The sequence below is a fragment of the Microbacterium sp. PI-SA-G genome, from assembly GCF_057215335.1.
Map to the genome: position 1 here is coordinate 1,093,817 of NZ_CM170103.1, position 22,333 is coordinate 1,116,149.

General features: G+C 69.0%; 24 protein-coding genes. 13 read left to right on the plus strand and 11 right to left on the minus strand.

Annotated features, from left to right (window positions below; genetic code table 11):
• Positions 1-15: 15 nt before the first annotated feature.
• Both AC2D10_RS05460 and AC2D10_RS05465 read left to right on the plus strand, forming a co-directional pair.
• Complete coding sequence (locus AC2D10_RS05460; protein WP_484710975.1) at positions 16-609, plus strand: 3'-5' exonuclease; 594 nt, start codon at positions 16-18, stop codon at positions 607-609.
• A gap of 55 nt (positions 610-664) precedes the next feature.
• Positions 665-2,008, plus strand: coding sequence for a DNA recombination protein RmuC (locus tag AC2D10_RS05465; protein ID WP_484710978.1), 1,344 nt, complete (start codon positions 665-667; stop codon positions 2,006-2,008).
• Between the two features lie 18 nt (positions 2,009-2,026).
• On the opposite strand, the gene AC2D10_RS05470 is transcribed toward AC2D10_RS05465, so the two are convergent.
• Positions 2,027-2,317 carry a hypothetical protein gene (locus AC2D10_RS05470; RefSeq protein ID WP_484710979.1) on the minus strand — a complete coding sequence of 97 codons (291 nt, stop codon included), beginning with the start codon at positions 2,315-2,317 and terminating at the stop codon, positions 2,027-2,029.
• A gap of 183 nt (positions 2,318-2,500) precedes the next feature.
• Positions 2,501-3,487 carry a class II fructose-bisphosphatase gene (gene glpX, locus AC2D10_RS05475; RefSeq protein ID WP_029262953.1) on the minus strand — a complete coding sequence of 329 codons (987 nt, stop codon included), beginning with the start codon at positions 3,485-3,487 and terminating at the stop codon, positions 2,501-2,503.
• A 185-nt stretch (positions 3,488-3,672) separates the two neighbouring features.
• Here glpX and fbaA point away from each other — a divergent pair, with 185 nt between their 5' ends.
• Positions 3,673-4,701 (plus strand): class II fructose-bisphosphate aldolase, encoded by a 1,029-nt coding sequence (fbaA, locus tag AC2D10_RS05480; protein WP_484710982.1) that lies wholly within the window; start codon positions 3,673-3,675, stop codon positions 4,699-4,701.
• A 70-nt stretch (positions 4,702-4,771) separates the two neighbouring features.
• Here fbaA and AC2D10_RS05485 read toward each other — a convergent pair whose 3' ends face one another.
• The 3 genes from AC2D10_RS05485 to AC2D10_RS05495 all read right to left on the minus strand — a co-directional run bounded on the left by AC2D10_RS05485 (position 4,772) and on the right by AC2D10_RS05495 (position 7,387).
• Complete coding sequence (locus tag AC2D10_RS05485; RefSeq protein WP_484710984.1) at positions 4,772-5,311, minus strand: DUF6264 family protein; 540 nt, start codon at positions 5,309-5,311, stop codon at positions 4,772-4,774.
• 238 nt (positions 5,312-5,549) lie between these two features.
• Complete coding sequence (locus tag AC2D10_RS05490; protein ID WP_484710987.1) at positions 5,550-6,341, minus strand: IclR family transcriptional regulator; 792 nt, start codon at positions 6,339-6,341, stop codon at positions 5,550-5,552.
• Between the two features lie 2 nt (positions 6,342-6,343).
• Entirely contained in the window at positions 6,344-7,387 is a 1,044-nt protein-coding gene (locus AC2D10_RS05495) for a 4-hydroxy-3-methylbut-2-enyl diphosphate reductase (protein ID WP_484711810.1), read from the minus strand.
• Positions 7,388-7,520: 133 nt separating this feature from the next.
• Here AC2D10_RS05495 and xseA point away from each other — a divergent pair, with 133 nt between their 5' ends.
• From xseA to AC2D10_RS05520, 5 genes are read left to right on the plus strand one after another with little or no spacing between them, the layout of a single operon-like run.
• Entirely contained in the window at positions 7,521-8,798 is a 1,278-nt protein-coding gene (gene xseA, locus AC2D10_RS05500) for an exodeoxyribonuclease VII large subunit (protein WP_484710989.1), read from the plus strand.
• A 60-nt stretch (positions 8,799-8,858) separates the two neighbouring features.
• A complete protein-coding gene (locus AC2D10_RS05505) occupies positions 8,859-9,089 on the plus strand; it encodes an exodeoxyribonuclease VII small subunit (RefSeq protein ID WP_484710990.1) in 231 nt (76 codons plus the stop codon).
• Positions 9,086-9,730: a DUF4245 family protein gene (locus AC2D10_RS05510; protein WP_484710991.1), complete on the plus strand. Its 645-nt coding sequence runs from the start codon at positions 9,086-9,088 to the stop codon at positions 9,728-9,730. Before AC2D10_RS05505 ends, AC2D10_RS05510 begins: the two co-directional genes overlap by 4 nt.
• The gene (locus tag AC2D10_RS05515) at positions 9,727-10,386 is read left to right on the plus strand and encodes a carbonic anhydrase (RefSeq protein WP_484710993.1); all 660 of its coding nucleotides are present in this window, start codon (positions 9,727-9,729) and stop codon (positions 10,384-10,386) included. Before AC2D10_RS05510 ends, AC2D10_RS05515 begins: the two co-directional genes overlap by 4 nt.
• A complete protein-coding gene (locus AC2D10_RS05520) occupies positions 10,383-11,804 on the plus strand; it encodes a class II fumarate hydratase (protein WP_484710994.1) in 1,422 nt (473 codons plus the stop codon). The genes AC2D10_RS05515 and AC2D10_RS05520 overlap by 4 nt, the downstream gene beginning before the upstream one ends.
• A 67-nt stretch (positions 11,805-11,871) precedes the next feature.
• On the opposite strand, the gene phoH2 is transcribed toward AC2D10_RS05520, so the two are convergent.
• From phoH2 to AC2D10_RS05535, 3 genes are all read right to left on the minus strand, one after another.
• Positions 11,872-13,254, minus strand: a complete 1,383-nt coding sequence (phoH2, locus tag AC2D10_RS05525) for an RNA 5'-3' helicase PhoH2 (RefSeq protein WP_484710995.1) — start codon at positions 13,252-13,254, stop codon at positions 11,872-11,874.
• 160 nt (positions 13,255-13,414) lie between these two features.
• The gene (locus AC2D10_RS05530) at positions 13,415-14,545 is read right to left on the minus strand and encodes an aminotransferase class V-fold PLP-dependent enzyme (protein ID WP_484710996.1); all 1,131 of its coding nucleotides are present in this window, start codon (positions 14,543-14,545) and stop codon (positions 13,415-13,417) included.
• 3 nt (positions 14,546-14,548) lie between these two features.
• Positions 14,549-15,331 carry an isoprenyl transferase gene (locus tag AC2D10_RS05535; protein WP_484710997.1) on the minus strand — a complete coding sequence of 261 codons (783 nt, stop codon included), beginning with the start codon at positions 15,329-15,331 and terminating at the stop codon, positions 14,549-14,551.
• A 92-nt stretch (positions 15,332-15,423) separates the two neighbouring features.
• Here AC2D10_RS05535 and trhA point away from each other — a divergent pair, with 92 nt between their 5' ends.
• On the plus strand, positions 15,424-16,152 hold the full coding sequence (gene trhA / locus AC2D10_RS05540; RefSeq protein WP_484710998.1) for a PAQR family membrane homeostasis protein TrhA: 729 nt from the start codon (positions 15,424-15,426) through the stop codon (positions 16,150-16,152).
• A 43-nt stretch (positions 16,153-16,195) separates the two neighbouring features.
• On the opposite strand, the gene AC2D10_RS05545 is transcribed toward trhA, so the two are convergent.
• Positions 16,196-16,495, minus strand: coding sequence for a hypothetical protein (locus tag AC2D10_RS05545; protein WP_484710999.1), 300 nt, complete (start codon positions 16,493-16,495; stop codon positions 16,196-16,198).
• Positions 16,496-16,563: 68 nt separating this feature from the next.
• On the opposite strand from AC2D10_RS05545, the gene AC2D10_RS05550 reads away from it, so the two are divergent.
• Both AC2D10_RS05550 and greA read left to right on the plus strand, forming a co-directional pair.
• A complete protein-coding gene (locus AC2D10_RS05550) occupies positions 16,564-16,947 on the plus strand; it encodes a DUF4307 domain-containing protein (protein ID WP_484711000.1) in 384 nt (127 codons plus the stop codon).
• 98 nt (positions 16,948-17,045) lie between these two features.
• Positions 17,046-17,534 carry a transcription elongation factor GreA gene (greA, locus tag AC2D10_RS05555; protein ID WP_484711001.1) on the plus strand — a complete coding sequence of 163 codons (489 nt, stop codon included), beginning with the start codon at positions 17,046-17,048 and terminating at the stop codon, positions 17,532-17,534.
• Between the two features lie 90 nt (positions 17,535-17,624).
• On the opposite strand, the gene ilvA is transcribed toward greA, so the two are convergent.
• Both ilvA and AC2D10_RS05565 read right to left on the minus strand, forming a co-directional pair.
• On the minus strand, positions 17,625-18,854 hold the full coding sequence (ilvA, locus tag AC2D10_RS05560; RefSeq protein ID WP_484711002.1) for a threonine ammonia-lyase: 1,230 nt from the start codon (positions 18,852-18,854) through the stop codon (positions 17,625-17,627).
• Positions 18,851-20,056 (minus strand): AI-2E family transporter, encoded by a 1,206-nt coding sequence (locus AC2D10_RS05565; RefSeq protein WP_484711004.1) that lies wholly within the window; start codon positions 20,054-20,056, stop codon positions 18,851-18,853. The genes ilvA and AC2D10_RS05565 overlap by 4 nt, the downstream gene beginning before the upstream one ends.
• A 76-nt stretch (positions 20,057-20,132) precedes the next feature.
• On the opposite strand from AC2D10_RS05565, the gene AC2D10_RS05570 reads away from it, so the two are divergent.
• The gene (locus tag AC2D10_RS05570) at positions 20,133-21,392 is read left to right on the plus strand and encodes a winged helix-turn-helix domain-containing protein (protein WP_484711005.1); all 1,260 of its coding nucleotides are present in this window, start codon (positions 20,133-20,135) and stop codon (positions 21,390-21,392) included.
• A complete protein-coding gene (locus tag AC2D10_RS05575; protein ID WP_484711006.1) occupies positions 21,389-22,297 on the plus strand; it encodes a hypothetical protein in 909 nt (302 codons plus the stop codon). Before AC2D10_RS05570 ends, AC2D10_RS05575 begins: the two co-directional genes overlap by 4 nt.
• Positions 22,298-22,333 lie beyond the last annotated feature (36 nt).

Consider the following 22,333-nt stretch of genomic DNA (forward strand, 5'->3'; position numbering starts at 1 on the left):
GAGAGAGTGGTTGACGTGCCCCTGGACTTCACCGCTATCGACTTCGAGACGGCGAATTCCAGCCCCGCCTCGGCCTGCTCCGTCGGACTCGTCCGCGTCCGCGACGGCGAGGTCGTCGCGATGAACGGCTGGCTGATCCAGCCTCCGGCGGGTCACGACGAGTTCCAGGAGTGGAACGTGCGGATCCATGGGATCCAGGCGGCGGATGTGCGTTCGGCGGCGACGTGGACCGAGCAGTTCTCGCTGCTGTGCGAGTTCGTGGGAGACGATGTGCTCGTCGCCCACAACGCCGGTTTCGACCTCAACGTGCTGCGTCGCGCCTCGGAGGCCACCGGCGGCGACTGCCCGCCGTTCCGTTCGCTGTGCAGCCTGCAGGTCGCGCGCAAGACGTACCAGCTCGATTCGTACCGGCTGCCGATGGCGGCCGCAGCGGCGGGATTCGCCGAGTTCTCCCACCACGACGCCCTCGCGGATGCTCGCGCCTGCGCCCAGATCGTGATCGACGCGGCGCGACGCGTGGGCGCCGGTGACGTGCATGAGCTCGCGTCCGCACTCGGGCTGCGGGTCACTCCGGCACCCGTCCGCCAGCCGGAACGCGCCGTCGCCTGATCGCCGCTCCGCGCGGTCTCCGCGCGATGTCGGACCCCTGCGGCACCATGAGGACATGGATGCCCCACTGATCGTTCTTCTCGTGCTCGCCGCGCTCGTCTCCGGCGGTGTGCTGGGCTGGCTGCTGCAGGCCGGGCGAGGCGCGGCGGCTCTCGCTCGCGCCGAGGCGGAGCTTGCGGCTGCCCGCGACGACCGCGATCGGCAGTACGACCTGTACCGCGATGCCGTGGAGCACTCACGCACCGAGCAGCGGGCCGAGGCACTGCGAGTGCAGCAGCAGAACGCGGTGCTGACCGCTCTGGCACCGGTCCGCGAGAGTCTGCAGCAGATGCAGTCCAAGGTCGCCGCGATCGAGCAGGAGCGGCAGGAGCAGTTCGGCAGTCTCACCGAGCAACTGCGGCGCGCGCAGGAGTCGGACGAGGCCCTGCGCGCGACGACCGAGTCGCTCGCAGGCGCGCTGCGATCTACGGCCACCCGCGGAGTGTGGGGCGAGACGCAACTGCGTCGTGTGGTCGAGGCCGCCGGGCTGACGCGGCATGTCGACTTCGATCTGCAGACCACGATCGCCTCGGACCGCGGTCAGGGGCGTCCTGACATGGTCATCCGTCTCGCGGGCGGAGCCTCGATCCCGGTCGACGCCAAGGTGCCGCTCGACGCCTATCTCGAGGCGTCCGCGCTTCCCACCGGCGGTGCACACGAGGCGCAGCGACGCACCCTCATGCAGCGTCACGTAAAGGCGGTCAGAGCGCACGTCGACGCCCTGTCGAAGAAGGCGTACTGGACCGGCCTCGACGCGAGCCCGGAGTTCGTCATCTGCTTCCTGCCGAGCGAGTCCCTGCTGGCGGCCGCGATCGACGAGGACCCGACGCTGCTCGACTACTCCTTCAGCCGCCGGGTCGCCCTCGCCTCGCCCGTCAACCTGTGGGCGGTGCTGAAGACGGTGGCCTACACGTGGACCCAGCAGGAGGTCTCGACCGAGGCCCGCGCGCTGCTGGCGCTCGGCACGCAGCTCTACGACCGGCTGGGCACATTGGCCGGTCATGCAGACGACCTGCGCCGCGCACTCGAGCGCACCGTCGACAGCTACAACAAGTTCGCCGGGTCGCTCGAGAATCGCGTGCTCGTGACGGCACGCCAGTTCCCGGGGATCGATTCCTCGACGCTCGACGCCGCCCCGCGCACGCTGTTGACGCCTGCGCGACGATTCACCGCCCCCGAACTCGTCGACGCGGGCTCAGACACCGTGTCGGACGCGGAGTGGAGCCATGCAGAGCAGATCGGCGAGCATGATGACGCGCCGGTCCTGCGGGCCGATGTCGGAGACATCCGGTCACGACTGCGCGATTCCTCACACCACGAAGAAGGCCGCCGAAACGCCGCGCTCTCCCCTACGGACTGATCCGCAGCCGGAGGGGGGTCAGGCCGCGCCGGGGACGCCGCTCAGCAGCAGGATGACGAGGCCGCTGGTCGCGACGAAAGCGCCGACCATCCACCACGCGCTGACCTCGTGCCCCTCGTCGCGGCGCACGCGAAAGAGAACGTCGGTCCGGCGAGCCGGATCCATGGTCGTCGGCGCGGGAGCCGCGGAAACGGGGGGTACGGCGGCGTCGGGTTCGGCGTCTGCGCTCACGCGCAGGATTCGTCCGGTGTTGGTCGTGACGATCTTGGTCGGGGCGGCCTTGGAGCCACTCGTCTGCTGCGTTGTCATCTGTTCGTCCTCCTCTGCCCGCGGTGCCTTGGGGAACCCCGCGACGGCGACAAACCCAGTCACAATTGTCACACGAGGCCGGACGAAAGAGTGGATCCGGGCGACGGAGAGCCATACCGGGTCGGTAACGATGGCTCCCCGGAGCCGGATCAAACGCCGCGCAGGATCAGACTCGGTACAGGATCAGAGCCACTTCGAGACGAGGTGCTCCGAGGCGATCCGCCGCAGCGTGCCCGAGGCACCGCGCAGCACGACGCTCTCGGTGTACACGTAGCCACGCTCGCGACGAACGCCGGCGACGAGCTGGCCGTCGGTCACGCCCGTGGCCACGAAGATCGTGTTGTTGCCCTGCACCAGGTCATCGGCCTCATACACGCGGTCCATGTCGAGACCTGCGTCGATGCCACGCTGACGCTCGTCGTCGTCACGGGGCCAGAGTCGCCCCTGGATGTGGCCGCCGAGAGCCTTGATCGCGCAGGCGGTGACGATGCCCTCCGGGCTGCCGCCGACGCCGACGCACATGTCGGTGCGGGCATCGTGGCGCGCGGCGTTGATGCCACCCGCGACGTCGCCGTCGCTCATGAGACGCGTGCCGGCACCGGCGTCGCGGATCTCCTGAATCAGCTGCTCGTGACGCGGACGGTTCAGCACCGAGACCACGATCTCGTCGACCGGCTTGTCGAGCGCGCCGGCCAGCTTGCGGATGTTCTCACCGATCGGGAGGCGGATGTCGACGACGCCGACGCCCGCGGGGCCGGTGACCAGCTTGTCCATGTAGAAGACCGTCGAGGCGTCGAGCATAGTGCCGCGATCCGACACCGCGATGACAGAGAGAGCGTTCTGGCGTCCGGCGGCCGTCAGAGACGTTCCGTCGATGGGATCGACCGCGATGTCGCACAGCGGACCGCGACCGGTTCCGACGACCTCGCCGTTGAACAGCATGGGAGCGTTGTCTTTCTCGCCCTCGCCGATCACCACGCGCCCCTGGAAGTCGACCGTTCCGAGGAACGCGCGCATGGCGTCGACGGCAGCACCGTCGGCAGCCTCTTTCGCTCCTCGTCCGATGAAGGGGACGGCGCGGATCGCGGCGGCTTCGGTGGCGCGCACCAGCTCCATCGCGAGGTTGCGGTCGGGACGAAGGGGGCTCAGATCTGCTGTCAGACTCACCATGTCGCCAGCCTAGCCAGGTGCTGATGCCAGAATCCGATATTTCCCCTCCGCGAGCATGTAGGAATCGCCGTTCTTAACATTTCCGTAGGAGAGCATCGGGGCGGGCACCGCTGGCGCCGCGGCATCCGCACGCGCTCCCCGATAGAGTGACAGCTGTCCCGGCTCACCTATACGCAGGAGTTCTCATGCCCGTCGCCACCCCGGATCAGTACGCCGAAATGCTCGACCGCGCGAAGGCCGGCGGCTTCGCGTACCCCGCATTCAACGTCTCGAGCTCGCAGACCATCAACTCCGTCCTCCAGGGCCTCACCGAAGCCGGCTCCGACGGCATCATCCAGGTCACGACCGGAGGCGCCGACTACTTCGCCGGCCACACCGTCAAGGCCCGCGCGACCGGCGCTCTCGCCTTCGCCCGCTATGCCACCGAGGTCGCCAAGAACTACCCGGTCACCGTCGCCCTGCACACGGATCACTGCCCGAAGGACGCTCTCGCCGGCTTCGTCGAGCCGCTGATCGCCGCCTCCGAAGAAGAGGTCAAGGCGGGCCGCAACCCGATCTTCCAGTCGCACATGTGGGATGGCTCGGCAGTCCCGCTCGCCGAGAACATCGAGATCGCCCAGGACCTCCTCCCCCGCATGAAGGCGATCAACGCGATCCTCGAGGTCGAGATCGGCGTCGTCGGCGGCGAGGAAGACGGCGTCGCCCACGAGGGCTCGAACGAGGCGCTCTACACGACCTTCGCCGACGTCGACCAGGCCGTCCAGGCTCTCGGTCTCGGCGAGCAGGGCCGCTACATCGCCGCACTCACCTTCGGCAACGTGCACGGTGTCTACAAGCCCGGCGGCGTCAAGCTGCGTCCCGAACTCCTCGGCGACATCCAGCAGCAGGTCGCGGCGAAGTACAACACGGGCGCCAAGCCTCTCGACCTCGTCTTCCACGGCGGCTCCGGCTCGACCGATGACGAGATCGCCCTGGCCGTCGCGAACGGCGTCATCAAGATGAACATCGACACCGACACGCAGTACGCCTACACGCGCGCGATCGCCGACTACATGTTCAAGAACTACGACAGCGTGCTCAAGGTCGACGGCGAGGTCGGCAACAAGAAGTTGTACGACCCCCGCGCCTGGGGCAAGGTCGCCGAGACGGCCATGGCCGCTCGCGTCGTCGAGTCCACGCGTCAGCTCGGCTCGCACGGTCAGTCGCAGAGCTGACCTGAGAGAGATACGAGAAGGGGCACCCGGCTGATCAGCCGGGTGCCCCTTCTCGTGCGTCTGAGCGGTGTCAGCCGCCGGTCGCCATCTGATTCAGGTAGGCGACGAACGCGGGATCGTTGAACATCGGGACGGCGATGCAGGCCGAGACGACGCCGATCGTCACGACGGCACCCACGAGCGGCAGCCACCAGGTGATCCTGCCGCGGCGCAGCCGACGGAACGAGAAGAAGGCGGTGATCGCCCATCCGGCCACGAGCAGGATCGCCGCGATCATGCCCCACAGCCGGCCCTGAGCGAAGTTCGTGAACTCCCCGTCGATCCCGAGGAGCTTCATGCTCTCGTTCATCACGCGCGGGAGGTCCAGGTAGGAGAACCCGGTGATGAGGACGTTCACGAGCCCGTAGGCGAGGAGGGCGATCGTGATGAGCCGGTCGACGGGATGCGGACGACGCGGGGCTTCTGCTGACGCGGGAAGGAACTGCGGCGGAGCGGGAGGCTGCGGCGTCACCACCGGTGCGTTCTCATCGACGAGTGGCGGAAGGCCCGCGGCTCTGCGCTGCTCTTCGGGAGTCGCGAGTTCGCCGTACTGGGGCCGGTGATCGGTCATCACGCCATGCTAACCGCACGCGCTCGGTGCGATTCCCAGACGACGATGCCGGAAAACGAAAGGCGGCCCCGGCGGAGTGGGGACTCCTCGGGGCCGCGGATTCGGTGCGCTGGGGACGCTCCTCATCCAAGTAGCCACGGACAGCTGGGGACCATCCGTCAACCAGTAGAGCCGTTTGCACAGGCCTCTACTCTTCTGATCATAGGAAACGCAAGGGTGCTGCACCAGAGGCGTTTCTTCAGATGGTGAACTCACCCGGGCGCGGGGGCCCGTCCAACGACTGGGCGCCGAGCTGCAGCGAGAGGCGGCGAGCGGCACGCTGCAACTGTCCGACGAGAGCCCGGTCGACCACAGCCTGATCAGACGGCAGAGAGATCGCCAGCGACGCCGTGATGTTCGGGGCGATCACCGGCACCGCCACGCACGTGGCGCCGATCGCGTACTCCTCCTGATCCACGACCCAGCCGGGGGCGTGCTCGAGCTGAGACAGAAGCGTGCGCCGATCGCTGATCGTGCTGGGCGTGAGCTCCTCGAGGCGGTGCCGCGAGAGATGGTCCAGGCGGTCCTCTCCCGGCAGCGCGGCGAGGATCTGCTTGCCGAGCGCGGTCGCGTGCGCACTCGACTGCAGACCCACCCACAACTCGACACGCGGATTGCGAACGGCATCGACGATGTCGACGAGGTGCATCTCCCCGTCTGCGAACCGTGACAGGTAGGCGGTCGCTCCGACGGCATCGGTCACGTCGCGAAGAGCGGAGCGGACCCGAGCGAGGAACACCCCGCGTGAGTCGGTCTCCTCCTGGAACGCCGGGAACCTCGAACCCAGCACCAGGCCATCCGGCTCGGCCGTCAGGTACCCCTCGTGGATGAGGGTTCGCACGAGGTTGTATGTCGTGCCCGGCGTGAGACCCGTGGTCGCGGCCAACATCTTGACCGGAAGCGGTCGTGGCGAGTTCGCGACGATGTCGACCAGACGCAGCGCCCGTTGCACTGAGCCGATGAGGGTCGGTTCCGCTTCCGCGGGGCTCAACGTTACGCGCCTCCTCCGGAGAGCCGTCCGCCGAGTGCCCGGTCGTCGCGCTTGCCCGAGGGGTCCTGGCGCAGTTCCTTCGGGAGGGAGAACATGAGGTCCTCCTCCGCCGTCTTGACCTCTTCGACGTCGCGGTAGCCCGCGTCGTCGAGAGCCGCGAGAACCTCGCGCACCAGCACCTCAGGAACTGATGCGCCGCTGGTGACGCCGACCGTCTCGACGCCGTCGAGCCACTCCTGCTGCACCTCTTCGGCGTAGTCGACCCGATAGGCGGCCTTGGCGCCGTACTCCAGTGCCACCTCGACGAGGCGCACGCTGTTCGAGGAGTTCGACGAGCCGACCACGATGACCAGATCAGCCGCGGCCGCGACCTTCTTGATCGCCACCTGGCGGTTCTGCGTGGCGTAGCAGATGTCATCCGACGGCGGGTTCTGCAGATCGGGGAAGCGCGTGCGCAGACGGTTGACCGTCTCCATCGTCTCGTCGACCGAGAGCGTGGTCTGCGAGAGCCAGACGACCTTCGACGGGTCCTTGACCTGCACCAGGTCGGCCTCATCGGGCGAATTGACGATCGTGACGTGCTCGGGAGCCTCGCCGGCGGTGCCTTCGACCTCTTCATGGCCCTCGTGGCCGATGAGAAGGATCTCGTAGTCGTCGCGCGCGAACCGCACGGCCTCGCGGTGCACCTTGGTGACCAGGGGGCAGGTCGCATCGATCGCGTGGAGCCCGCGGTCCGATGCCGCGCTCACGACGGCCGGCGAGACGCCGTGGGCACTGAACACCACGTGAGCTCCCTCGGGAACCTCATCGACCTCTTCGACGAAGATCGCGCCCTTGTCCTCGAGCTCGGTGACGACGTGGATGTTGTGCACGATCTGCTTGCGCACATAGACGGGAGCGCCGTAGCGCTCGAGCGCCTTCTCGACGGCCACCACGGCCCGGTCGACGCCGGCGCAATATCCGCGCGGGGCGGCGAGCAGAACACGCTTCTGTCCGACGACGGGGTTATCCTGAAGCCGCCCTGACGCCGCACGGACTCGTGGGATGCGTGGGGCGGGGAGATGAACGACAGTCGAGGTCACTCCTCGATTCTACCGTCGGTTCGCAGAGAAAGGCCTGGGCACGGGCGGCGATCGCCGGCGCGGCCGCACGACCACCAGGCAGGATGACACGCAGCACATGACAGCCTTCGAAGCCACCACCGTCCCCGGCGAGGCCCCTCCCGCCGATGCGGTCGCCCCGCGGGACTCCACCGCCGACGCGCCCACCTCGGTGGCACGTCTGAACGGCACGATCCGCGACTTCATCGCGCGCTGGAACACCGTCTGGGTCGAGGGCGAGATCACCTCGTGGAACGTGCGCGGCGGCAACGTCTTCGCGCGCCTGAAGGACACCCAGTCGGACGCCCAGATCTCGATCCGCGTGTGGTCGAGCGTGCGCGGTCGCATTCCTTCGGACCTGGGCATCGGCGATCACGTGGTGGCCGCGGTCAAGGCCGACTACTTCGTGAAGTCGGGCGACTTCAGCTTCGCCGTCTCGGCCATGAAGCACGTCGGACTTGGCGACCAGCTCGAGCGGCTCGAGAAGCTGCGCGCGCAGCTGCGCCGCGAGGGACTGTTCGATCCGGCGCGCAAACAGCGCCTGCCGTTCCTGCCCCACGTCATTGGACTCATCACCGGCGAGCGGTCGGATGCCGAGAAGGACGTGCACCGCAATGCCGAGCTGCGCTGGCCGCAGGTGCGCTTCCGCACCGAGTACGCGGCGGTGCAGGGCGATCGATGCGTGCCCGACACTCTGGCCGCGCTGGCTCGACTGGACGCCGACCCCGAGGTCGACGTGATCATCATCGCGCGCGGCGGCGGAGATCCGCAGACCCTCCTGGGCTTCAGCGATGAGCGTCTCGTGCGGGCCGTCGCCGCGGCATCCACTCCTGTCGTGAGTGCGATCGGTCACGAGAACGACCACCCTCTGCTCGACGACGTCGCGGATCTGCGCGCGTCCACCCCGACCGATGCGGCCAAGCGCGTGGTGCCGGATGTCGGAGAGCAGCGCGCGCTGATCGCACAGCTGCGCTCGCGCTCGACGTCTCGCCTGACGCAGCGGCTGTCGCATGACATCACGCAGCTGGAGCAGCTGCGGTCGCGCCCCGTGCTGCGCTCGCCCGCCCCGATCATCGACGCGCGGGCGCATGAGCTCTGGCTGCTGCTCGCCCGCGGTCGCGACACCATCACGCGCCAGGTCGACGTCGCCGGTCGCCGCACGAGCGAGCTCCGGGCCTCGCTGCGGGCGCTCTCCCCCGCCGCCACGCTGGCGCGGGGATACGCGATCGCGCATCTCGACGGAGGCGTCATCCTGCGCGATGCGGCTGATGCCCCGGCCGGCAGCGCGCTGACCATCACGGTCGACCGGGGATCGCTGGCCGCACGGTCGGAGGGCGAGATCGCCGAGCAGGCGTGAGTCCCCTCGCACGACCCGAAGACAGCCGTCGACGTCTGACGCACGCCGTAGGATGAAGGGGTGAGTGCGCTGAACGACATCCCTGTGGACACGCTGTCGTTCGAGGCCGCCCGCGACGAGCTGGTGAAGGTCGTGGCGGAGCTCGAACAGGGCTCCCCGACCCTCGAGCACTCGCTCGCCCTGTGGGAGCGAGGAGAGGCGCTGGCCGCCCGCTGCGAGGAATGGCTCGTGGGCGCGAAGCGTCGTCTCGACGCCGCTCGTGCCACGGCATCCGACGGGGCCGAGTCGTGAACAAGCCCGCCCCGATCGTCGCCGAGCTCGGTCGCCCCGAGACGCCTGAGGAGACCGCCGCACGCAAGGCGGCGTCGAGCAAGGCGTATCGCTCGAGCCAGACCATGCGCAGTCTCTTCGCCGCGCTTCTGGTCACCCTCGTGGTCGTGGCCGTGATCGTCTTCGCGGTTCCCCGCGGCGAGCCGACCGCGGTCGAGGAGATCGACGTCGCCCGCATCGCCGCTGACGTGGAATCGACCATGGAGAGCCCCGTGATCGTGCCCGAGCTGAGCGACTTCTGGCGCGTGAACGCCGCCGGACTCGAGAGCGGCGCGACCGTGGTGTGGGACGTGACGATGGCGCCGGCCGACGAGGACGAGCGCGGCTTCATCCGCCTCGCCCAGGCTTTCGACGCCGACGCCGGGTGGGCGCCGCAGCGCCTGAACGGCATCGCCCCCACCGACACGGTCAGCATCGGCGGTCTCGACTGGGACGTGTACAAGACCGGCAGCGCCGGCAATGAGCAGAACGTCACCTACGCGATCGGCACGCAGGCCGGCGACGACTACGTGCTGCTGTACGGTTCGCGCACCGCCGCATCGACGGCAGACCTCGCCGAGTCCATCATCCCTCAGATCCGCTCACTCTCGGAGGTCTCATGACGCACGCACTCACCCCGGCGGCCGCCTGGGCGCAGATGCAGGACGGTAACCGGCGCTTCGTCGCCGATGAGCCGCGGCACCCGAACCAGGACGTCGCGCGACGTCGAGATCTCGAGGCCGCGCAGAATCCCGTCGCGACACTCTTCGGCTGCTCGGACTCGCGCCTGGCCGCCGAGATCATCTTCGACCTCGGCCTCGGCGACCTCTTCGTCGTGCGCAACGCCGGCCAGGTCATTGGCGAGTCGATCGTCGCGAGCCTGGAGTACGCGGTCGCGGTGCTCGAGGTGCCGCTGATCGTGGTGCTCGCGCACGACTCCTGCGGCGCCGTGCGCGCGGCCATCGACGGCACCGCGATCGACGCCGCTCCCCTGCCGCCGCACATCTGGAAGCTCATCGCTCCGATCGTTCCTGCCGCACGCAAGGTGCTGTCCGAGAGCGGCGGCTCCACGGTCGCCGAGATCGACGCCGAGCAGGTCGGCATCGAGCACCTGCGCAACACCGTCGCCGACCTGCTCCACTCGTCGGAACTGATCAGCAAGGCCGTCGACGAGGGCCGGCTCGGCATCGTCGGCGCCAACTACCGTCTCGCCGAGGGCACGGCCGTGCCCGTCATCACCGTGGGCATCGACCCCGAATCTCAGGAGGCATCGGAATGACCGACACCGACCAGCGCAGCGGCGAAAGCTCGCAGGGCTACCGCATCGAGCACGACACCATGGGTGAAGTGCGCGTGCCGGTGAATGCGCTCTACGGGGCGCAGACGCAGCGCGCCGTGGAGAACTTCCCGATCTCAGGCAAGGGGCTGGAGTCGACGCAGATTGCCGCCCTCGCACGAATCAAGAAGGCCGCCGCGCTCGCGAACAAGGAGCTCGGCACTCTCGACGGCGCGATCGCCGACGCCATCGCCCAGGCCGCCGACCAGGTCGCCTCCGGCGCACACGACGGCGAGTTCCCGGTCGACACGTACCAGACCGGCTCGGGCACCTCGTCGAACATGAACATGAACGAGGTGCTCGCCACTCTCGCCACCGGCATCCTGGGTGCGACGGTGCACCCGAACGATCACGTGAACGCCTCGCAGTCGTCGAACGACGTGTTCCCGACCTCGGTCCACATCGCCGTGACCCAGGCACTGATCGACACGCTGATCCCCTCGCTCGACCACCTGGCCGTCGCCCTCGAGGCGAAGGCCGAGCTGTGGAAGACCGCGGTCAAGTCCGGCCGCACGCACCTGATGGACGCCACGCCGGTCACCCTCGGCCAGGAGTTCGGCGGCTACGCCCGCCAGGTACGCCTGGGCATCGAGCGCGTGCAGTCCGCTCTCCCTCGCGTCGCCGAGGTGCCGCTCGGAGGCACCGCCGTGGGCACCGGCATCAACACGCCGCTCGGGTTCCCGCAGAAGGTCATCGCGCTGCTCGCGGCCGAGACCGAGCTGCCGATCACCGAGGCGAAGGACCACTTCGAGGCACAGGCGAACCGGGACGGACTCGTCGAGGCCTCGGGCGCGCTGCGCACCATCGCGGTGTCGATGACGAAGATCAACAACGATCTGCGCTGGATGGGCTCCGGCCCGAACACCGGACTCGGTGAGCTCCACATCCCCGACCTTCAGCCCGGTTCGTCGATCATGCCCGGCAAGGTCAACCCGGTCGTTCCCGAGGCCGTGCTGATGGTATGCGCCCGCGTGATCGGCAACGACGCGACCGTGGCCTGGGCCGGTGCCTCCGGGTCGTTCGAGCTCAACGTCGCGATCCCCGTGATGGGAACCGCGCTGCTCGAGTCGATCCGCCTGCTGGCGAACGCCTCGCGCGTGCTCGCCGACAAGACGATCGACGGCCTGCAGGCCAACCTCGACCGTGCCGCCGCGTTCGCCGGCATGAGCCCCTCGATCGTGACGCCGCTGAACAAGCTGATCGGCTACGAGGCGGCAGCCAAGATCGCCAAGCACTCGGTGGCGCAGGGCATCACCGTGCGTGACGCCGTGATCGACCTCGGTTACGTCGAGCGCGGAGACCTCACGCTCGAGCAGCTCGACGAGAAGCTCGACCTGCTCTCGATGACGCACCCCGGTTGATCATCGGGTGACGACATGCGGATGCCGCGGGGCCCTGGCCCCGCGGCATCCGTCGTCTCGCCCGATGTCAGCTGAGTTCTGCACTCTCCAGCAGCTCGGTGACGAGGGCGGCGATCGCCGAACGCTCAGAGCGCATCAGCGTCACGTGACCGAACAGGTCATGCCCCTTGAGCGTCTCGATGACGCTGGCGATCCCGTCGTGGCGACCCACACGCAGGTTGTCGCGCTGGCCGACATCGTGCGTCAGAATCACCCGCGAGTTCTGCCCCATGCGGCTGAGAACCGTCAGGAGCACATTGCGCTCGAGAGACTGCGCCTCGTCGACGATGACGAACGCGTCATGCAGCGAGCGCCCGCGGATGTGCGTGAGCGGCAGCACCTCGAGCAGTCCGCGCTCGATGATCTCCTCGACGACGTTGCCCGAGACCACGGATCCGAGCGTATCGAACACCGCCTGACCCCACGGCCCCATCTTCTCGCCCTGGTCACCGGGCAGGAAGCCCAACTCCTGGCCGCCGACGGCGAACAGCGGGCGGAAGACGATGATCTTCTTCTGCTGCTGCCGTTCGAGCACGGCCTCGAGACCGGCGCACAACGCGAGCGCCGATTTGCCGGTGCCGGCGCGCCCGCCGAGTGACACGATCCCGACCTCCTGATCGAGCAGCAGATCGATCGCGATGCGCTGCTCGGCGGACCGGCCGTGCATGCCGAAGATGTCGCGGTCCCCGCGTACCAGTCGGTATTCGCCGTCGCCGGTGACCCGGCCCAGGGCGGATCCGCGCTCGGAGTGGATGATCAGTCCGGTGTTCACCGGCAGACCCCGCGCGTCCTCGCTGATGCCGACCTCACTCTCGTACAGGTCGCTGATGTCATCGCCCGAGAGGTCGAGGGTGGTGATCCCTGTCCAGCCGGAGTCCACCGCCTGCTCGGCCAGGTACTCCTCGGCCCGCAGACCGAGCGAGGCGGCCTTGACGCGCATCGGCAGGTCCTTCGAGACGATCGTCACGTCCTGACCGTCCTGCGAGAGGTGCATGGCGACCGAGAGGATGCGGGTGTCGTTGTCGCTCAGGCGGATGCCGGCGGGCAGCACCGAGGAGTCGGTGTTGGCGAGCTCGACGCGGAGCGTGCCGCCCTCGCCGACCTCGACCGGGAAGTCGAGACGCCCGTGCTCGATGCGCAGATCGTCGAGGTGGCGCAGCGCCTGGCGGGCGAAGTAGCCGATCTCGGGGTCGTGGCGCTTGCCCTCGAGTTCGGAGATGACCACCACCGGAAGCACGACCGAGTGCTCGGCGAAGCGGAAGAACGCCTGCGGATCACTCAGCAGCACTGAGGTGTCGAGGACGTAGGTACGCAGATCCTGATCGGAGTCTGCGGATGACGCCCGCCGCGTCGTCTTGCGTGTGGACTGCTGCGCGGTGCCGACCGGCTGCTGCGCTGTACGTGAGGTCACGACCCACTCCCGACTCGGGGATGATCCCCGCCATGCGAACGAGTCGACCTGGGGCCACGAGTCGCGTACCTGAAGGCCGACTCGACCGGGCTCCTTGCCCGATGCCTAGAAGCTACGACCACCGACCGACGTTGACGTGACTCGACACGCCCACCGATTGTTAAGCCGCGGTGAACGTCGGGTTTCCGAAGGCCGCGAGCGCTTCGTCGAGGAGCCGGAGAGTGCCGTCGTCGGTGCCCGCGTGCGGGGCGAGGCGCACCGCGGCGCCGCGGGCGGTGGCCACCACGCCGGCATTCGCGAGGGCCGCGGCGAGACGTGCCGGCTCGTCGGGTGTCAGAGCGACGATCCCCGCGCGCTGCCCGCGTTCCCGCGGGGAGTGCACCGCGATGCCGTGCCGATCGGCGATCTCGAGAATCGCATCGACGTGCTCCGCGATCCGGCTCTCGATCGCAGGCACCCCGGCGTCGCGCATGTCTCGTGCTCCGATGGCGAGGCGTCCCGCCGCGAGCGTGTCGGGTCCGCTGACGGAGTACGCACGCGCAGACGTGGCCGCAGCGGGGCGCTCGTCGATCGCGAGCCCGTCGACGGCCGTTCCGGTGATGCCGCTGAGCACCGGCATGATCCGCTCCCGGGCTCGCGCCGAGAAGCGTGCGAACCCGGTCCCCCGACCGGCGCGCAGCCACTTGTACCCGTGCCCGACCACGACGTCCGCCACCGAGTAGTCGGCATCGATCACGCCGAAGGACTGCACGGCGTCGACGATCAGCAGACGATCGGGGCCGATCAGCTCGCGCAGCGCGGCGAGGTCGGCGCGGTACCCGGTGCGGAAGTCGACGTGGCTCACCGCGAGCGCGGTGACGTCGGCGTCGAGAGCGTCGCGCACGGCATCCGTGGTGACCCGGCCGTCCTCGGGTGCGATCCAGCGCGGGTGCAGCGCGCCATGCGACGCGGCCGCCGCACGCTCGAGGGTGAGGCTCACGCTCGGGAACTCGGCGGTCGAGGCGATGACCGACCCCGAAAGCCCGTACAGCGCGTGCATGAGACCGTGCGTGGACGACGGCTGCAGGGTGACGTCGTCGGCATCGGCGCCCAGCATCTCGGCGACGAGTTCACGCGCCTGCCCGATCCGCTCGCCCACGAGCGCGAGGGAGGACGGACGGCCGCTTCCGAGCAGATCAGCGTCGGCGAAGATCTCCTCGCGGACCGAGGGCGAGAGCGGGCCGAACGCGGCCCAGTTCAGGTACCCCGGCTCGCTGTCGAAGGTGGCGAGGTAGTCGTCGATCGCAGCCACGCGTCAGCGCCCGAAGCGACGGTCGCGGTCGGAGTAGTCGCGGATCGCACGCAGGAAGTCGACCTCGCGCAGGTCCGGCCCGAGGGCCTCGACGAAGTAGAACTCGCTGTGCGCGCTCTGCCACAGCAGGAAGTCGCTGAGCCGCTGCTCGCCGCTGGTGCGGATGACCAGGTCGGGATCGGGCTGACCGCCCGTGTAGAGGTGCTCGCCGATCATCTCGGGAGTCAGATGCGCCGCGAGGTCCTCCATCGTGCCACCGGACGCTTCATGCTTGACGAGGATGCTGCGGACGGCGTCGACGATCTCGTGGCGCCCGCCGTACCCGACCGCGAGGTTGACGTGCAGCCCGGTGTGGTCCTTGGTGCGATCCTCGGCATCGGCGAGCACCCGCGCGAGCTCCGTGGGGAGGATGTCGGCTCGCCCGACGTGCTTGACCCGCCAATTGCCCTCCTGCGAGAGCCCCTCGGCGAGCTCGGCGATGATCTCGATCAGGTCGGCGAGTTCGGCGGAATCACGCTTCCGGAGGTTGTCACTCGAGAGCAGGTAGAGCGAGACGACGCGAACGCCGAGTTCATCGCACCATCCGAGGAACTCGCGCATCTTCAGCGCCCCGGCACGGTGGCCGTGGGCGGGCGTGCTGTATCCGAGCTGTCGGGCCCAGCGTCGATTGCCATCGATCATCATCGCCACGTGGTGCGGCACGGTCGCCGCAGCGAGCTGCCTGCGCAGCCGATTGCTGTAGAGCCGATAGAGCGGACCACGGCCCTCGCTCTCCCGAGAAGTCACTTCCCTACGGTACCGCGCCGCGGCTGTCAACGACGGAGCGGATGCTCCACGCGCATGTGCGTCATGCGACACGCGCGGCTTAGAGTGGCCAGGTGAGCACTCCGCAGTCTTCGGACCCCGAGGTCCCCCAGCTTCCGCTTCTGGAGGCGGCTGCCGTCGATGCGGCCGTCGAGATCCGACCCACCTGGCGAGGCTGGGTGCACGCGGTGACATTCCCTGTCGCCCTGGTCGCCGGCATCGTGCTGATCTTCGTCGCCGAGAGCGGCGCGGCCAAGTGGTCGGCCGCCGTGTTCATGGCGACGTCTCTGCTGCTGTTCGGCAACTCGGCGCTGTACCACCGCTTCGACTGGAGCCCGCCCGTCAAGCTGCTCCTGAAGCGGATCGACCACGCCAACATCTTCCTGCTGATCGCCGGGACCTACACGCCCCTCGGCGTCTTGGCGCTTCCGCCCGAGAAGGGCACGCTTCTGCTGAGCCTCGTGTGGGGCGGGACCGTGGTCGGCATCCTCTTCCGCGTGTTCTGGATCCACGCGCCGCGCTGGCTCTACGTCGCCCTGTACCTGCTGATGGGGTGGGCGGCGGTCATGTTCATGGCCGACCTGTTCGCCGCGAACGTCACCATGATGGTGCTCGTGATCGTGGGCGGCCTGCTCTACACCGGCGGAGCGATCGTCTACGCGCTCAAGAAGCCCAACCCGTGGCCGGGGCACTTCGGCTTCCACGAGATCTTCCACGTGTGCACCGTGATCGCGTTCCTCTGCCACTGGACCGCGTGTCTGATCATCGCGCTCGAGCCGCTCTCGCCCTCGCTGGGCGCCTGACGCATCAGCACCTGCTGCGTCAGCGCGCCTTCTGCGGCGCGGGTCAGGTGCGGCGCGGGTCGTCCTCGGCGGCGTCGTCTCCGTCGCGCACGATCGGAAGGTCGGCGTCGGTCTCGGTGGCCTCGTCGGCTTCGCGGGCGGCCGCTTCTTCGGCGTCGAGCTCGTCGCGCACCTCTTCGCGGTAGCGCACGCGGCGGATGCGGCGGTTCATGTCCCAGATGAGCAGGATGACCGCGATCAGCACGATCACGATGGCCGCGAACCCGACGAAGCCGGGCGTGACCGACTCCGGCGCGACAGTCATGGTCGGCGTCGGCATCGGGGTCTCGGTCAGAGCGAACATGTGTCGGCCTTTCGTGCGCAGGTCGCATAACCTGGAACCACCAGCCTAACGACCGGAAGACCTCCCCCGTGACGACAGCAGCCCAGCTCGACGAACGCTACGGACGCACGCGCCGTCGCCGGACGCCATGGATCATCGGCATCGCGATCGCGGCCCTGCTGGTCGGCGCATTCGGGTGGATGACGGTCGCGCAGTCGATGAGCTCGGTCGACGCCGACGACCTCGGTTTCGAGCTCGTGGACGAGCACACGGTCGACGTCCGCTTCCAGGTCACCGGCGTGCAGGGCAAGGACGTCGTGTGCATCGTGGAGGCGCTCGACGAGGAGTTCGGCGTGGTCGGCTGGAAGCTCGTGGAGATCGTCGCGGACAGCCATTCGGAGGCCGTCTCGACCACGATTCCCACCGTCAGCGCGGCCACCACAGGTTTGGTGAACACCTGCTGGGTCGCTTAGACTCGATCGCAGACAGACGACGCCCTGGCACCGTGCCAGGGCGTCTTGGCATATCCCCCGCGGACAGCGGCAGGGATCCGGATAGAAGGAGCTTCGTCATGTCGACTGATGCTCAGGTTCCCTTCCTCACGCAGGAAGCGTACGACCGGCTCGTCGCCGAGCTGGAACACCTCTCCACCACGGGCCGCGACGAGATCGCCAAGCGCATCGAGGCCGCCCGTGAAGAAGGCGACCTCAAGGAGAACGGCGGCTACCACGCCGCCAAGGACGAGCAGGGCAAGCAGGAAGCCCGCATCCGCACGCTCGAGAACCTGCTCAAGACCGCCAAGGTCGGTGAGGCGCCCGCCAGCCGCGGCATCGTCGAGCCGGGCACGGTCGTGACCGCGATCGTCGCCGGTGGCGAAGAGGTGTTCCTGCTGGGCAGCCGCGAGATCGCGGCCGGCAGCGACCACGACGTGTACAGCGAGGCCAGCCCGCTCGGCCAGGCCATCCTCGGCCTCAAGGTCGGCGAGAAGTCGTCGTACGAGGCCCCGAACGGCCGCTCGATCTCGGTCGAGATCGTCAACGTTGAGACCTACACCGGCTGACCCATCCGCCGGCAGAAACGCCCCTCCGACCACGGTCGGAGGGGCGTTCTGTGTTCGGCCTGTTTCTGGACCTGAGGCCCGGTCGGCCGATCAGTCCGGGACGATGAGCGGCTCGAAGCCCGCGAGACGAAGCGTGTCGAGCGTGTGCTGCGAGTGCTCGGGGCCGCGCGTCTCGACGCTGAGCTCGAGGATGACCTCGCTGATCTGCAGACCGTGGCCGTGCCGCGTGTGCATGGCCTCGATGACGTTGGCGCCCGCCGTGGCGATGAGTTCGGAGACGCGGGCGAGCTGGCCGGGCCGGTCGGGCAGCGGGACGCGGATCGTGAGATACCGCCCCGACGCCGCGAGTCCGTGCGAGACGACGCGCTGCAGCAGCAGCGGGTCGATGTTCCCGCCCGACAGCACGGCCATGGTGAGTCCGGTCGGGGTGACCTTGCCCGCGAGGATCGCCGCGGCCCCGGCGGCGCCGGCGGGTTCGACCACCACTTTCGACTGCTCCAGCAGCACCAGGATCGCTCGGGCGAGGTCGTCGTCCGACACGGTGACGATCTCGTCGACGTACTCCTTGATGATGTCGAAGGGAATCGCTCCCGGACGGGAGACCAGGATGCCGTCGGCGATGGTCGGGCGGGTGACGATGTCGACCGGGTAGCCGGCCTCGAGCGACGGAGCCATGGCTGCGGCGTTCTCGGCCTGTACGCCGATGATGCGCACCGTGCGCCCCAGCTCGGCCGCGCGCGCCTTGACCGCCGCGGCGACACCGGCGATGAGTCCGCCGCCGCCGATGCTGAGCACGATGGTGTCGACGTCGGGGGCGTCTTCCAGAAGCTCGAGTCCGAGCGTGCCCTGGCCGATCACGACGTCGCGGTTGTCGAACGGAGGGATCAGCACCGCTCCGGTGCGCTCGGAGAACTCGGCCGCGAGGCGCAGCGAGGTGGCCACCGTCTCACCCTCGAGGACGACCTCGGCCCCATACCCGCGGGTGGCGAGGAGCTTGGGCACGGGAACGCCGATCGGCATGAAGATGGTGGCCGCGATGCCGAGGGACTGGGCCGCGAGTGCCACGCCCTGGGCGTGGTTGCCGGCGGATGCCGCCACCACGCCGCGCTCGCGCTCCTCGGCGCTCAGGCGGGAAAGGCGGTACGCGGCTCCGCGGATCTTGAACGAGCCCGTCCGCTGCAGGTTCTCCATCTTGAGCACGACGGGCGCCCCGAGTGCGTCCGAGAGTGCTCGTGACGGCAGCGTCGGCGTGTGCGAGATCACCTCAGCCAGACTCTGAGCGGCGTGCTCGAACTCGGTCAGGCTGGGAACTTCGCTCATCGATTCCTCCGTGGCCGCTCGCGCGGCACTGTGCTCCAGATCAGGTCTCCACTGGGTCCGACGCCGGTGCGCCACGACCCCGAACTCACGGTCACGGCCGCGACGTTGACGAACGCGGCCAGCGGCACGGCGAACAGTGCGCCGGGGATGCCGCCGATCATCGCTCCCCCGGCGACCACGAGGACGACGGCGAGCGGATGCACCTTCACCGCTGAGCCCATCATGATCGGCTGCAGGATGTGTCCCTCGATCTGCTGCACGGCCAGCACGACGAGCAGCATCCACAGGGCGATCCACGGCCCGTTATAGATCAGGGCGAGGAACACCGCGACAGCGCCCGTCACGACGGCACCCACGATCGGGATGAACGAGCCGAGGAACACCAGCACGGCCACCGGGAGGGCGAGCGGAACCTGCAGCAGGAAGGCTCCCAGGCCGATGCCGATCGCGTCGATCGTCGCGACGAACATCTGCGTCCGCGCGTAGTTGACGATGGTCGCCCAGCCGTTGCGGGCCGCCCCGTCGACGGCCGGGCGGGCCGTGCGCGGGAAGATCCTCAGCGTCCAGCGCCAGATGCTGGCACCGTCGGCGAGCAGGCAGATGAGGATGAAGAGCGACAGCACCGCGCCGGTGACGACGTGCCCCAGAGTCGTGCCGATCGCGAGGGCGCCGGTCCAGACGGCCTGCGCCTGCTCGTTGAGGAACGCGAGTCCCTGGTCGAGGTAGTCGGCGATCTGTGTGTCGGAGAGGTTGAGCGGGCCCTCGTGCAGCCACACCTGGAAGTTCTGGAAGGCGTCGGCCGAGCTGGCCTGCACCTTCGGCAGCTCCAGCCTGACCTGCCAGACCACGAGCCAGACGAGCCCTGCGACGATCGCAGCGGTGCCGAGCAGCGAGATGATGATCGCCAGCACGCGGGGGAAGCGGTGTCGCAGCATCCAGCCGAACGCGGGCCACAGCAGCGCCGTGATCAGGATGCCCACCATCAGCGGGATGACCAGGAGCTTGAGGAGCATCACCAGCCAGATGAACACCCCGATCGCCGCAGCGATCAGGAGCAGACGCCACGCGTACCCGGCGGTGATGCGCAGCGGGAGCGGCACGGCCTCGTCGGCCTCGGTCGTCACGGTGCGATCGGTGTCCACAGGAGGAACCGGGCGCGGACGGAAGAGATCTGTCAGCCAGGATCGCCGCTCGTCGCTCATCGTCCGATTCTACGGCGATCCCCGAGACGCCCGATGCCGCTGACCCGATGTCGGGGCCCGGCGATACGCTGACGGGGTGATCGACACTCTCAGCTCCGCCCAGGCCCGTCGCATGGCCCTGGCGGCGCAGGGTTTCACCCGGTCCCGCCCGGCTGCCGTGTCGAGTCGACACGTGCACCGGCTGATGGAGCGGCTGGGCGTGCTGCAGATCGACTCGGTCAACGTGTTCGCACGGTCGCACTACCTGCCGCTGTTCTCTCGACTGGGCGCGTATGACCCGGCTCTGCTCGACCGGGTCTTCCTCGCGCGCACCACCCACTACGTCGAGTACCTCGCGCACGAGGCGACCTTCATCCCGGTCGACGACTGGCCGCTCTGGCGGTTCCGCATGGACGACTTCCGCCGCCGCTGGGCGGGCGAGGACTCGTGGATGAGCAGCAACGCCCGCACGGTGGAGTGGGTGCGGGACGAGCTGCGCACGCGGGGACCCCTGCGCCCCGCCGACCTCCGCGCCGACGCACCCCGCGAGCGCGGCACGTGGTGGGACTGGGACGAGGCGAAACTCGCGCTCGAGCATCTGTGGCGCACCGGCGACGTGGCCATCAGCGGGCGCAAGGGTTTCGAGCGCACGTATGCCCTGGCCGAGCACGTGATCCCCGACGGCATCCGCAGCCGCGAGGTGCCGCGGGCCGAGGCGATCCGCACGCTCATCGCCCGCGCGGCGCGCTCCTCGGGCGTCGCGACCCAGGCCGACCTCGCCGACTACTACCGCATCCGGGATCGGGCGGCCGTCACTCAGGCGCTCACCGATCTGACCGATGCCGGCGAGCTGGTCCCCGTGCAGGTGCGAGGGTGGGAGCGCGGCGGGCGCCCGCTCCCCGCCTGGCGCCATCGCGACGCCGTGCTTCCTCGCGCGGTGAGCGGCGCGGCACTGCTGACCCCGTTCGATCCGGTCGTGTGGTTCCGCGACCGCGCGCTGCGCGCCTTCGCGCTCGACTACCGCATCGAGATCTACGTGCCGGCCGACAAACGGCGTTACGGCTACTACTCGCTGCCGGTGCTCGTGGGCGACCGCATCGTGGCCCGCGTCGACCTCAAGGCCGATCGCCTGACCTCCACCCTGCAGGTGCAGTCCGCGTGGTGGGAGCCACAGGCGCACGTCGACGATGCAGAACCGGTCGCGCGTGAGCTCGCCCTCGCCGCATCGTGGCAGGGCTTGGAGCACGTGTCGGTGTCGGGATGGGGTGACGCGGCCGATGCGCTGCACCCCGCACTCGCGGCGACGACCGGTGGTCTCGTGCGACGCCACGTCCACCCGCGGGAGGACTCGCCGTGACGCGCCGCCGGGGATGGCTCCTCGGCGTCGGCATCGGCGTCGGGGCGCTGCTGCTGATCGCCGCCGGGATAGGGATATGGCAGTCGTCGATCCGGCCGGCCACGGCGGAAGACACGGCGACCGCCTACCTGCATGCACTCGAATCCGGTTCCGCAGATGATGTCTCATCGGCGGGGGTCGATGTCTCCCCCGAGGCGCTGAGTGCCTTCGCGAGCGCATCGGCGTTCATCGAGGACGCGTCGGTGCTCGAGGTGGATGAGCAGGGGATGACGGCGACCGTCGAGGTCACCTTCCGGCTCGACGGCGACGACCATCGAGCGACGCTCGACCTGACGCGGGATGACGACGTCTGGCGGGTGGGGACGTCTGCCCTCGGTCAGATGCAGGTCACCTCTACCGTGGGTGCGTTCGTCGCGGTCGGTGAAGCGGTTTTCGCGGTTGAAGACCGCATCGCCCTGCTGCCTGCCACGTACGACGTGGTGGCGGCGCCGCAGGAGTTCCTCGACGGCACCGCCGCCGTGCGGGTGCTTCCCGGCGAATCCGCGGTCGTCGAGCTCGAGCCGTCAGTGCGACCGGAAGCATCGATCGCGGCGCAGGCGGCACTCGACGATCACCTCGAGCAGTGCACGTCCGCGGGCGGCGTGCAGCCCGCGGGCTGCGGCATCCGCATCCCCTGGGGTGTGGAGTTCCGTGAGGTGAGCGACGTGGCGTACCGCGTCGAGACCCTGCCGACGATCGCGCTGCGGTTCCCGATGTTCACGGCCGGCGACGGCGTGCTCGTCGCCACCGTCACCGGCACGGGGCAGGACGGCTCGGCCCGCACCGAGACCTATCGCACCGAGCGCTGGTCAGTGCGCGGAGATGTCTCGTTCACGGAGAAGGGCGTCGCCGTCACCGTGTGGTGACCGCGACGCCCTGGCTCAGCGGTGTCGTCCGGTGAG

What these genes read in the sequence shown, in the direction of transcription:
- AC2D10_RS05465 (WP_484710978.1), top strand. Translation starts at nt 665, where the DNA reads ATGGATGCCCCACTGATCGTTCTTCTCGTGCTCGCCGCGCTCGTCTCC.
- AC2D10_RS05545 (WP_484710999.1), bottom strand. Translation starts at nt 16,495, where the DNA reads ATGTTCGCTCTGACCGAGACCCCGATGCCGACGCCGACCATGACTGTC.
- AC2D10_RS05565 (WP_484711004.1), bottom strand. Translation starts at nt 20,056, where the DNA reads ATGAGCGACGAGCGGCGATCCTGGCTGACAGATCTCTTCCGTCCGCGC.
- AC2D10_RS05485 (WP_484710984.1), bottom strand. Translation starts at nt 5,311, where the DNA reads ATGACCGATCACCGGCCCCAGTACGGCGAACTCGCGACTCCCGAAGAG.
- ilvA (WP_484711002.1), bottom strand. Translation starts at nt 18,854, where the DNA reads ATGAGCGAAGTTCCCAGCCTGACCGAGTTCGAGCACGCCGCTCAGAGT.
- xseA (WP_484710989.1), top strand. Translation starts at nt 7,521, where the DNA reads ATGACAGCCTTCGAAGCCACCACCGTCCCCGGCGAGGCCCCTCCCGCC.
- fbaA (WP_484710982.1), top strand. Translation starts at nt 3,673, where the DNA reads ATGCCCGTCGCCACCCCGGATCAGTACGCCGAAATGCTCGACCGCGCG.
- AC2D10_RS05515 (WP_484710993.1), top strand. Translation starts at nt 9,727, where the DNA reads ATGACGCACGCACTCACCCCGGCGGCCGCCTGGGCGCAGATGCAGGAC.
- AC2D10_RS05520 (WP_484710994.1), top strand. Translation starts at nt 10,383, where the DNA reads ATGACCGACACCGACCAGCGCAGCGGCGAAAGCTCGCAGGGCTACCGC.
- greA (WP_484711001.1), top strand. Translation starts at nt 17,046, where the DNA reads ATGTCGACTGATGCTCAGGTTCCCTTCCTCACGCAGGAAGCGTACGAC.
- glpX (WP_029262953.1), bottom strand. Translation starts at nt 3,487, where the DNA reads ATGGTGAGTCTGACAGCAGATCTGAGCCCCCTTCGTCCCGACCGCAAC.
- AC2D10_RS05470 (WP_484710979.1), bottom strand. Translation starts at nt 2,317, where the DNA reads ATGACAACGCAGCAGACGAGTGGCTCCAAGGCCGCCCCGACCAAGATC.